This is a genomic window from Acidimicrobiia bacterium (assembly GCA_016650365.1).
Taxonomy (GTDB): domain Bacteria; phylum Actinomycetota; class Acidimicrobiia; order Spongiisociales; family JAENVV01; genus JAENVV01.
The window spans coordinates 1-10,391 of the sequence record JAENVV010000255.1; the positions used below are offsets into that span (position 1 = coordinate 1).

Below are 10,391 nucleotides of genomic sequence, written 5' to 3' on the forward strand. Positions count from 1 at the left end.
ACGTGACCGAGTCGGACCTTGATGAGTCCGTAAATCGCCCGGAAAACGGTCGATTTGCCGGCACCATTAGGCCCAATAACACAAACTACTTCGCCGGGCCGCACGACCAGGTTGACCCCGTGAAGAATGTCGAAGTCGAGGTAGCCGGCGTAAAGATCCTGTACCTCGAGCAGCGGCGTGGCGGTGTCGTTCATGATCCGAAATACGCTTCGATCACGGCTTCGTTTTCCATGACTTCAGCGGGTGTGCCCTCGGCCATCTTCTCTCCGTAGTTGAGGACATATACCCGGGTACAGAGGTCGGCGATGAACCGCATGTCATGTTCCACGACCAAGAATGCCTTGCCACGCTCCCGATTGAGTTCTCGGATCCGGTCCTTGATTTCTTCGACGAGGGTCGGGTTGACTCCCGATGCTGCCTCGTCGAGCAGGACCAAATCCGGGTCGGGCATAAGTGCCATACCGAGTTCGAGCAGGCGTCGCTGGCCGCCCGACAGGGTTCCGGCCGGCTGGTCGGTCAGGTGAGTCAGCAACAGAAAGTCGATGAGCTCCCGAGCCCGGGTCTCAACATCTTGATGACTTGGCCTCAGCTGGTTCCAGATCATCTCGCCCCGCCACTGTCGGCTGACTTTCATGTTCTCGAGAACGGTGAGCTTGCGATACACCCGGATTACCTGGAAGGTGCGCGCCATACCGAGGTGTGCGACCTCATGGGGTTTCTTGTGCGTGATATCGGTGCCCTTGAACAGAACCTGGCCCTGATCGATCGACTGCACGCGACTGAGACAGTCGAACAGGGTGGTCTTGCCGCTGCCGTTCGGCCCGATCAGCCCGACGATTTCATGCGGGTATACCTGGAAGTCGACGTTGTTTACGGCTACCAGGCCGCCGAACCGTTTCGTGACGCCGCGTCCGTCCAGTAGGGGTTCGGTCATGAGACCTCCTCCGGCTGCGTTTCGGTCGATTCTTCTTCGACCGGACTCTTGCGGGTCCAGAGTTTCTGAAGGCTGATGGCGTTCTTGCTCCCGAGCTTGCCCATGATTCCCTCGGGGGTGTAGAGCACGATGAGAATGAGCAGGAACCCCTCGACCAGGAGGTGGTAGTCGGCGAAGTTGGCCCACACGACGTCGCGCATCCAGTAGATCGTCGCAGCACCGATTACGGGGCCGGCCACGGTCCCGAGACCGCCCAGCATGGACATCATCACGAGTTCAACGGTCCGACTCTGGAGGAAGACGATGTCAGGATCGATGAAGGTGTTCTGATAGGCCCACAGCCCACCGACGATGCCAGTAGAGAAAGCTGCGATCGCAAATGCCGTGATTTTGTTGACGGTGGTGTTGATGCCGCGCATTTCAGCACCTACTTCATCCTCGCGGATGGCGATAAGGCTGGCGCCGAATTCGGATCGGCGTATCGACCACATCAAGGTGACGACGATGACCGACAAGATCAGGGTGACCCAGTAAAAAAGGGGGCGGTTGAGATAAGGAGGAAGGGTTAGTCCCACCCCGCCGCCGGTGAGACCTTTCCAGACACGCACGATCTCCCGCATGGCAACGAAAGTCCCCAACATGGCAATCGCGAAGTATGGGCCTTTCAGTCGTAAGGTCGGATAGCCGATCATTAGTGCGAAGATCATCGCGAAGACCGCCCCAGCTGCCAATGCGGGCCAGAAACTCCAGCCCTGGCCCATCAGAATGCCGGTGCCGTAGGCGCCGATACCGAAAAACACCGTATGACCGAAGTCGACATATCCGGCAAATCCCCCGGTCAGGTTCCAGTTGCTCGCCAGAGTGATCAACATGAACATCTGTGTAAATGAGAACAGCCGTGAGTTGGTAACCCAACTCTGGTCTGGGAACCAATCGGGAACGAGTGGCATGACGGCCAGGCCTAAGAGCAACAGGCCCAGAAGTGTGAGTCGCGGCGTACGGGGCAGTCGGCTCATATCTGGGCAGGTTCCTCGTGGGGGCGGAGCCCTCCGAACAAGCCCTGGGGGCGGGTAACGAGGATCACGACTAGGAGGACGAAGGACGCCACGATCGCAAGGTTCGTCCCGATCCCCGATACATAAATACCGATCATGCTCTCGACGATCCCGAGAACCACACCACCCATCAAGGCGCCCGGGATACTCCCAAGGCCGGCCAGGGCGGTGATCGTAAAGGCCCGCAAAGTCAGGGGGGTGCCCATGAAGGGAAAGACGGCCTGGACGGGGCTGATCACGGCGCCGGCCACTCCGGTAATAGCGATACAGATGCCAAACGTGAGTGCATAGATACGATTGATGTCGATGCCGACGATACGAGCCGCCTGCTTGTTTTGGGCGGCCGCCCGGATCGACTTGCCGGTTCTGGTTCTTTGCAAGAAAAGGTGCAGTGACGACATGATTACCAACGCCACCCCCATGATGGCCGTTTTGGTCACCGGAAAGGTAACCCCGCCGAACGCCCACGCACCGCTGAGCGTCGTGTCCGAGATGCGAAGGTCGGCCGTAAACACCAGTTTTGCCAGATTGGCGATGGCAATCGACAGGCCGAAAGTGACGAGCAGGGATGCCAGGATCGGTCGATCGACCACCCGATTGATGAGGACTAACTGGAGTACGTAGCCCAGCAGGAACATGACCGGCATGACGATCAAAACGGAAACGAACGGGTCCACTCCGTAGTTGCTGTTCAAAAACCATGCGAAATAGGCGCCCAGCATGATCATCTCGCCGTGGGCCAGATTGATGACTCCCATCACTCCCCAGATCACAGAAAACCCGAGCATCATTACGGCGTAGAAACCGCCGAGGATGACTCCGTTGATCAGTGCCTGGAGGAACAGGTCCATTTCACAGTCCTTAGTGAGGTTGGGGGTGGAGCAGTTGGTCCACCCCCAACCATCAGGTATTGACTATCTGTCACTCCACGGTGGCATCGGGTACCGCACCTCGGCGACAGCTGCTTCGGCCGGGGCTACGACATTGATAACGCCATCCTGGATCTGAATCGATCCCATTGGCTTTGCCACGTTCTTGCCTGTTTCGTCAAAGTTGATCGGGCCGTAGAACGTCGTGACGTCAAGGTCGTAGAGAGCCTGACGAACGGAGTCGGTATCGATCGTGCCTGCGGCTTCGATAGCTAATTGCAGAGCCAGGGCAGTGGCGGTCGATTCGGCTGCCTGGTATGACGGCGGTTCGCTCCACAAGGCCTCGTATCGGACCGCGTACTCTTCAGGTGTGCCAAACCATTCGTCGCTCCACGACATCGTCCGTTCCCACTGGGTTGGGCCGATGATGTACTCGGCATCCGCGCCGACTTCGGTGACGAATTCAGGGTTGGATGGTCCAACCGTTATCACCATACCGCCGGGTGCCCAGCCCTGCTCCTTGGCCGCCCGCACGAACAGGAGGGCGTCCTTGTAATGACCGCCTCCGACGAAGACGTCAGGATCGAGAGCTTTGAAGTTGGTGATGATGGCGGACACGTCGGATACGTCGACCGGGTAGGTCTCGACGGCCAGCACATCCATACCGTACTCTTTCGCCCATTTCTCGGCACCGACCGCCACCGAAGTGGGGAAGGCGGCGTCCTCGTAGGCGATTACGACGGACTTGGCGCCGAGATCAGCGAGCGCTTTGAGTGCCGACTGGGTGTAGTTCCCAGCTGGCGTCAGGACGGCGAAGATGTTCTTGAAGCCTCGTTCGAAGATGGTTTCCGACGAGCCATTGCCCTCCACCATGATGACGTTGTACTTTTCGGCGATAGCGCTGGTCGACATCGTCAACCCACTTGAGTATGGGCCGAGCAGGAAGTCGACCTCATCTTCGGTGATCAGTTTTTCGACCAGGGTGGCGGCAGTGTCCGAGTCGCCTTCGTCGTCGTAGTAGATGATTTCAACGTTGTACCGGTCGTTGCCGACCTTGATACCGCCGTATTCGTTATTCACCCAATCAAGCCACGTGTCGTAGCCGTGCCGGGTGTCCTGACCCTCTCTGGCGTACGTCCCCGTGTCAGAGACGGCGGCGCCGATCTTGATCGTGCCGGCGAACTCTGGCACGTCGGCCATCGTCGTATCCGACGAACCTGCGGTAGTTGGCGTCGCGGAAGCCGCGGTTGTTGGTGTTGCTGCGGCCGTGCTGGTGGTGGTTGTATCGTCGCCACCGCAGGCGGTAAGCATGAGTAGGAGCGCCAGTGACATCGCCAGCGCCGTAGTGAGACGTTTCATCGATCTCTCCTCGGTTGAACTCACCCCCACCGTACCAACCTTGCCGTCCGATGTGTCGAGCAGAAGGGCATTCAGTAGTTTCGAGAGGTCCTAACGCTGGTGCGGCAAAAATGGACGCTGAGATGGAATCGAATAGTCACTCCCCCTTCGCTCCGTCGATGAGTTCGCGAACGATATCCATGTGCCCCAAGTGGCGGGCACACTCCTGCAAGACGTCCACGAGTAGACGACCAACCCGATTTGGGTTTCCGTACGCGATAATCCGGGTCTCCATGTCCAGTCCGGCCAGGGTATGTCGTGACACGGCGCATTCGTCATCGAAGCGCGCCAGGACGGTGGCGATCGTGTCGCCTGGACCCAATCTCCATTCGGAATCGTGGTCGTTGCCGTCCCAGAGGACAGGAAGGTCAAGGCCACCGATGTGGATCTGCACGTGCTGGCGCAGCACGGCCGTGAGATGCTTGATCAATCCGAGTGGGCTCATGACCGGCGAGGTCGGGATTGGTGTCGATGCCGCCTGAGGCTCAGTGAGGCCGGCCAATTTGTTGACCATGGTCGTCTGGACAAAGTCGAGGAAAACCAGAACTGCATCGGGCAAGTCGAGGTCGGTCGGCGGAAACGGTCTCGGTCGGGGGAGTGAGGTCATGTTGATCAGGCTACAGATTTCAGGGGGGAGGCTTCTTGGGCGAGGCCGGGCATCGAGTATTCGCAAGGGCGGTGCAGGAACTTGTTCCAGACCGAGATCCTGCGGATGGGTAAGGTGAGGGGGTATTCCACAACAAGTGGTCCCCACAAGATTGGAGTCTGATGCAACATTTGCGTCCATTGGAACGGTGCATCCTCAAACTGGCTGCCCAAGGAGTTGAGGTCGACGAGATTGCTCGACGGGTCCGAAAGTCTCCCGAGCGGGTCGAAAAGATTATCGATTGGACGGACATCCCACGTTCCCGACCGCCGGCGCGCCGATCGCCCAGTCCAATCGAGAATCGGGTCATGGCTTTGCTCGGCGAAGGTGAATCCCACGATCAGGTAGGAAGGCGCCTCGGTCGATCGGGCACGTTTGTCAGACAGGTCGAAGGACTGGGACATTATCGGCGGGGGTCCGAACTACTGCGGCGCCGGCCTACCGGGGGCAACGCGTGAACCCGACGAAGTTGATGGTGTGGATCGATCAGGATCTTTGTACCGGTGATGGTATCTGCGAGGAGATCGCCCCCGACGTGTTCGAAGCTCGTTCAGATGGCCTTTGGGTCGTCAAAGAAACCGCTGATCACTTTGGTGAAGCGGTCATCTTCGATGCCGGGGACGGGCCAGGCCATGGTCCCGAGGGATCCCGGGGGGTGGCCAGAGTCCCGGATTCGCAAATCGAAGATGTCATTGAAGCCGCCGAGGAGTGCCCGGGCGAGTGCATCATGATCGAGCCATTCGATCCCCAGATCATGGGCGATCGGGGCGTCTGATACCGTTTATCCAGTCATGCGATTGATTGGAGACGAGCAGAGAAGGCGCTGATAACCGCGTCGGCCACCTGGAGACCTGCCCGATTCTGAGCGTCGGACGTCGACGCCCCGATGTGGGGGGTGGCGACGACGAGGGGGTGGTTGACCAGGCGGCGATCCGTGACGGGTTCCTCGACGAATACGTCTAGCCCGGCGCCGGCACACCGGCCGGTCTCAAGAGCGGTCAGGAGGGCGCCTTCGTTGACGATTCCACCGCGGGCGGCGTTGACGATGCGGACACCGTGGGGCATCTTCGAGATGGTTGCGGTGTCGATCAGGTTTCTGGTTTCGGCCGTCAGTGGCATGTGGACGGTGACAAAATCCGCCGCTGCGGTGGCGACCGTAACCGAGTCCACCCGGCGAATGTATGCCGGGACGCGCGTCGTGCCCGGAAGATAGGGATCGTATCCAACAATCCGCATCCCGAAAGCGTTCGCCCGTTCCGCTACGAGGCGGCCCACCCTGCCGAGTCCCAGAATGGCCAGGGTTTTGCCGGACAGTTCGACGCCAACGAAAGCGGTCCGGTCCCACCGTCCATCCTGCATACTCTGGCGCGCCTGGGGAACATGTCGCGCTACGGCCAGAAGGAGGGCCATGGCATGCTCGGCGGCGGAGACACTGTTGGCATCTGGAGTGTTGACAACGGTGATTCCGGCCCGATGGGCGGCGTCGAGGTCGACGTTGTCGAGTCCCACCCCGGCTCGGCCGATCACGGTCAAACAACCGGATGCCGCGATCAGCCTGCCATCGACCCGGGTGGCGGAGCGGATGATGAGGGCGTCGGCTACGGCACACCGCCGATAGAGGTCGTCCGTGTCCCGACTGACGCTTGCATCGACGTCAAAAACCTCTGCCAGGCGAGAAAGACCTGAAGCCGAGATGGGATCGGCCACGACGGCCAGAGGGCGGCCGAGCGGTGATCGTAAAACCGGAAGTTGTTCGGCAGCCTGCTGTTCGGTTCTCTGGGACACGGTGACCTCCTATGGTCGTGTGGCCCAGGCGAACGGCGCTATTTCAGTTTGATGCGCTCCCCAGTGGTCGTTTCCACTTCGTTATCGCCAGTCGCGCAACTGACATCACAATAGCGAGCCCCAATGCATTCGCGCGGTCAATCAGTTCTCATGGGCGAGTCGTGGTCACAAGGGTGACTCGGGGACTTCGCGAGCGTCCCTCTACGCCGTTGTTGGTTGATCCGGGGTTGCTATCTGCGTAGTTCGCAGGATATACTGCGTAATATGCAGAATATGGGTATCAGAATCTTGCCGATTTTGCGGACTGACACCCAGCGGGAGCTGCTGATCGAGCTATTCTTCCTGACGGATCGTCCGCGAACCCTGTCAAACCTCGCGACGGCGATTGGTGTCGACCAAACCACCGTCATGCGCGAGGTCAACCGACTCCTGGAATCGGGGGTGGTTGTGGAAGAGCGGGTGGGCCGGGCCCGGACCGTGGAGATCAACGAGTCGAGCCCGTTTACTGGACCGTTGCGTCAGCTAATGCGGGTCGTCTACCAGCCAATCGGAGAGCTGTCGGACGGTGCCCATATCGTCCCGGGTGGCCGACACGGTTCATCGCGCGCTGCGGGCGGCCGGCACGAGCGGCGTCCACTACCTTCCTCGCGGAGGCGCCCATGAGCTATTCGTCCGCTGCCGTCAGGGAGATTGCCCGTCCGATAGTTGGCCCCCGTTTGCTCCCAGCTCCTGAGCCGACGCTAGTGTCCGCAACGATGCCATCAGAAGCCGTAATCCGCGAAGTCGTGCGGCGGGTCGTGTCTGGACTGACACCTGCTTCAACCGCCGAACCGTCGGCTGTTGTCATACCGGCATCTGCGCCCGCGATGACCTCGACAACGACAATCGCGATCGGGTGTGACCACGGTGGGTTCTCCCTCAAGGAGCGGATAGGATTCCGCCTCAAAGAGCAGGGCTACGAGGTCGTCGACTGCGGAACGAACAGTGCCGAGTCGGTCGATTATCCCGATTTTGCGTTGGCAGTCGCCAAATTGGTTTCGGCAGGCGAAGTTACGTGCGGCATCATCATCGATGGGGCCGGTATCGGTTCGGCCATGGTCGCGAACAAGGTGCCCGGCGTTCGAGCTGCTCTCTGTTACGACCTCTCAAGCGCCCGAAATTCTCGGGAACACAACCACGCCAATGTGCTGACATTGGGCGCCGGCCTGATTGGCCCGGCTCTCGCTTTACAGATCACCGAGACCTGGCTCGAAACGCCGTGGGCACCGGGCCGCCACGCCGATCGAGTCGACAAGATCACAGCCATTGAACGCCAATACCTCCGGAGCAACGCATGAATCAGCAAGAACTCATCGAAGCCGTGACCAAAGAAGTGATCGCGGCCCTCAACGGTGGCGATCCCTGCGCCGACTGTCATGGATCCTGTGCAGCCCACAGCCCCGACCGGGTCCGTCATGTGGTCGCCAATGGTGCCGATCGGGTCAGCTACCGGGGCCAGGGTGCCGAGGTACCCATGGACCTTGCAAAATACATCGATCACACGCTCCTTAAACCGGACGCTACCGCCGATGACATCGACGTCCTGTGTGCCGAGGCTCGCGAGTACGGGTTCGCCTCGGTCTGCGTCAATCCGGCCTGGGTAAAACGGGCCGCTCTCGCTTTGCGGGGGAGTGATGTCAAGGTTGCATCGGTGGTCGGATTCCCATTCGGGGCCACACTTTCCGAGATCAAGGCGATGGAAGCTCGTCGGGTACTTCGGGATGGAGCCAGGGAGATCGACATGGTCATCAACATCGGAGCCCTCAAGTCCGGCCAGTACGACGTCGTTCAGGACGATATTGCCAAAGTGTCAGACGCGTGCCATGAAGTCGGCGCTCTCAACAAGGTCATTATCGAAACCTCTCTTCTGGAGGATTCCGAAAAGGTGATGGCGTCGCATCTCGCTCTGCTTGCCAAAGCCGATTATGTCAAGACCTCCACAGGCTATGCCGGAGGCGGTGCAACAGTTGGGGATGTCCTGCTTATGCGCGAAACGGTCGGTCCCAAGATGGGTATCAAAGCGTCCGGTGGCGTCCGTAGCCGGGAAGACGCCGAGGAGATGATCGCGGCGGGAGCCACCCGCATCGGCGCCTCCGCAGGAATTGCCATTGTCACAGGAGGAGCATCAAGTGAGCAATATTGAGCTGAGGTCGTTTGTATTCCTCGACAGCCTGCAACCACAACACGCCGCGTTCATCGGTACCACGGCGAGTGGCTTTCTTCCGCTCGCAAAAGAGGCTGCCTTGTACGTCGAGATCTCACCGGGAATCGAGATCAATCGTCTCACCGATATAGCGTTGAAGTCGAACGCGGTGAAGCCCGGTATGCAGATTGTCGAGCGAGTGTTCGGCCTGCTTGAGATCCATTCTCCGGAGCAAGCCGAAACCCGGGGGGCGGGGGAAGCCATCCTCGAAGCGATGGACCTCAAAGAAACCGATCGGCTCAAACCAAAGATTTTATCCAGCCAGATCGTTCGCAACATCGATGACCACCAGGCCCAGCTCATCAACAAAATGCGTCACGGTCAAATGATTACCCCCGGCCAGACGCTGTATGTCATGGAGTGCGTGCCCGCGGCGTATGCCGCCCTGGCTGCGAACGAAGCCGAGAAGGCCGCCAATATCAACATCCTCGAGGTTCGCGCATTCGGGGCGGCCGGCCGGGTGTACCTGGGCGGAGAGGAAGCCGACATCGAAGTCGGATGGCGAGCCGCCGTCGCTTCTCTTGAAGGGATTGAGGGGCGCGACCAGAACTGACCGAAGACCAGATCAACAAGAACGTACGTTAAGAGGAGGAAGAAATGGCAGATGCACTAGGAATGATTGAGGCTCGCAGCTTTGCGGCCATGGTAGAAGCAGCCGACGCAATGGTGAAGGCTGCCAAGGTCGAGTTCGTATCGTACGAAGAGACCGGTGGAGGCTATGTCACCGCCATCATTCGTGGCGATGTTGCTGCGGTGAAGGCTGCGGTCGAAGCTGGAATCAGGGGCGGAGAGCGCGTTGGAGAGATTATCGCCAGCCATGTCATTGCTCGCCCGCACGATTCTCTCGATGCGATTCTGCCGCTCGGCCGGTCAGAGGCCGCCAAGTAGACGGGGGATACCATGCTTCTCGCACGAGTAGCGGGAACGGTTGTTGCCAGTCGTAAGGAACCCCGTCTCGACGGAATCACCTTCCTCCTGCTGGAGCAGTTGGATCTCGATAACAACGGCAGCGGCAGCTACGTGGTTGCCGCCGACGCGGTGGGCGCCGGAGTCGGTGAAGTGGTCATGTATGCCAGTGGCAGCTCCGCTCGACAAACCGAATACACGTTTGAGCGACCCTGCGATGCCGTCGTGATGGCGATTGTTGATTCGTGGGAAGTGGGCGGCGATGAGAAATACACCAAGTAAGCCCTCAGGTAAGCGATGAGCCTGTCAGACGAGGAAGTTCAGGCGATCATCGCCCGGGTTCATCTGCGGATGGGCGACGTACCGATGGGTAACCGGCCCGGAGTAACGCTGGCCGCTCAGGCGGACCTGGCGATCGACATGGATCTCGGCGATGGCATATTTGCCAGCATCGACGAGGCAGTTTCCGCTGCCAAACGTGCCCAGGTGGTGTACGCCCAAATGGGGTTGAAAGCTCGTCATGACATCATCGATGGCATTCGGCGCTCGATGTTCG

Annotated in this window: 16 protein-coding genes; 9 read left to right on the forward strand and 7 right to left on the reverse strand. The window is 59.6% G+C overall.

The window, feature by feature from the left end:
* The 6 genes from JJE47_14620 to JJE47_14645 all read right to left on the reverse strand — a co-directional run.
* The coding region (locus tag JJE47_14620; GenBank protein ID MBK5268658.1) for an ATP-binding cassette domain-containing protein at positions 1–194 on the reverse strand (194 nt) is incomplete at its 3' end.
* Positions 191–934 carry an ABC transporter ATP-binding protein gene (locus JJE47_14625; protein MBK5268659.1) on the reverse strand — a complete coding sequence of 248 codons (744 nt, stop codon included), beginning with the start codon at positions 932–934 and terminating at the stop codon, positions 191–193. The genes JJE47_14625 and JJE47_14620, both read right to left, overlap by 4 nt.
* Positions 931–1,950, reverse strand: coding sequence for a branched-chain amino acid ABC transporter permease (locus tag JJE47_14630; GenBank protein ID MBK5268660.1), 1,020 nt, complete (start codon positions 1,948–1,950; stop codon positions 931–933). The genes JJE47_14625 and JJE47_14630 overlap by 4 nt, the downstream gene beginning before the upstream one ends.
* Positions 1,947–2,840, reverse strand: a complete 894-nt coding sequence (locus tag JJE47_14635) for a branched-chain amino acid ABC transporter permease (GenBank protein MBK5268661.1) — start codon at positions 2,838–2,840, stop codon at positions 1,947–1,949. Before JJE47_14635 ends, JJE47_14630 begins: the two co-directional genes overlap by 4 nt.
* A gap of 63 nt (positions 2,841–2,903) precedes the next feature.
* Entirely contained in the window at positions 2,904–4,217 is a 1,314-nt protein-coding gene (locus JJE47_14640) for an amino acid ABC transporter substrate-binding protein (GenBank protein MBK5268662.1), read from the reverse strand.
* Positions 4,218–4,353: 136 nt separating this feature from the next.
* Positions 4,354–4,863: a DUF664 domain-containing protein gene (locus tag JJE47_14645; GenBank protein ID MBK5268663.1), complete on the reverse strand. Its 510-nt coding sequence runs from the start codon at positions 4,861–4,863 to the stop codon at positions 4,354–4,356.
* 161 nt (positions 4,864–5,024) lie between these two features.
* On the opposite strand from JJE47_14645, the gene JJE47_14650 reads away from it, so the two are divergent.
* Together JJE47_14650 and JJE47_14655 are read left to right on the forward strand one after the other, a co-directional pair.
* The gene (locus tag JJE47_14650; GenBank protein MBK5268664.1) at positions 5,025–5,360 is read left to right on the forward strand and encodes a hypothetical protein; all 336 of its coding nucleotides are present in this window, start codon (positions 5,025–5,027) and stop codon (positions 5,358–5,360) included.
* 11 nt (positions 5,361–5,371) lie between these two features.
* On the forward strand, positions 5,372–5,677 hold the full coding sequence (locus JJE47_14655) for a ferredoxin (GenBank protein MBK5268665.1): 306 nt from the start codon (positions 5,372–5,374) through the stop codon (positions 5,675–5,677).
* 14 nt (positions 5,678–5,691) lie between these two features.
* On the opposite strand, the gene JJE47_14660 is transcribed toward JJE47_14655, so the two are convergent.
* On the reverse strand, positions 5,692–6,687 hold the full coding sequence (locus JJE47_14660; GenBank protein ID MBK5268666.1) for a hypothetical protein: 996 nt from the start codon (positions 6,685–6,687) through the stop codon (positions 5,692–5,694).
* Positions 6,688–6,951: 264 nt separating this feature from the next.
* On the opposite strand from JJE47_14660, the gene JJE47_14665 reads away from it, so the two are divergent.
* The 7 genes from JJE47_14665 to JJE47_14695 all read left to right on the forward strand — a co-directional run.
* A complete protein-coding gene (locus tag JJE47_14665; protein MBK5268667.1) occupies positions 6,952–7,350 on the forward strand; it encodes a winged helix-turn-helix transcriptional regulator in 399 nt (132 codons plus the stop codon).
* A gap of 92 nt (positions 7,351–7,442) precedes the next feature.
* On the forward strand, positions 7,443–8,024 hold the full coding sequence (gene rpiB / locus JJE47_14670) for a ribose 5-phosphate isomerase B (GenBank protein MBK5268668.1): 582 nt from the start codon (positions 7,443–7,445) through the stop codon (positions 8,022–8,024).
* A gap of 176 nt (positions 8,025–8,200) precedes the next feature.
* Positions 8,201–8,869 carry a deoxyribose-phosphate aldolase gene (deoC, locus tag JJE47_14675; GenBank protein ID MBK5268669.1) on the forward strand — a complete coding sequence of 223 codons (669 nt, stop codon included), beginning with the start codon at positions 8,201–8,203 and terminating at the stop codon, positions 8,867–8,869.
* On the forward strand, positions 8,865–9,482 hold the full coding sequence (locus JJE47_14680) for a hypothetical protein (GenBank protein MBK5268670.1): 618 nt from the start codon (positions 8,865–8,867) through the stop codon (positions 9,480–9,482). Before deoC ends, JJE47_14680 begins: the two co-directional genes overlap by 5 nt.
* Before the next feature lie 44 nt (positions 9,483–9,526).
* Positions 9,527–9,817 (forward strand): BMC domain-containing protein, encoded by a 291-nt coding sequence (locus JJE47_14685; protein ID MBK5268671.1) that lies wholly within the window; start codon positions 9,527–9,529, stop codon positions 9,815–9,817.
* A 12-nt stretch (positions 9,818–9,829) separates the two neighbouring features.
* The gene (locus JJE47_14690; protein MBK5268672.1) at positions 9,830–10,117 is read left to right on the forward strand and encodes a EutN/CcmL family microcompartment protein; all 288 of its coding nucleotides are present in this window, start codon (positions 9,830–9,832) and stop codon (positions 10,115–10,117) included.
* Positions 10,118–10,132: 15 nt separating this feature from the next.
* On the forward strand, positions 10,133–10,391 hold a 259-nt coding region (locus JJE47_14695; protein ID MBK5268673.1), incomplete at its 3' end, for a hypothetical protein.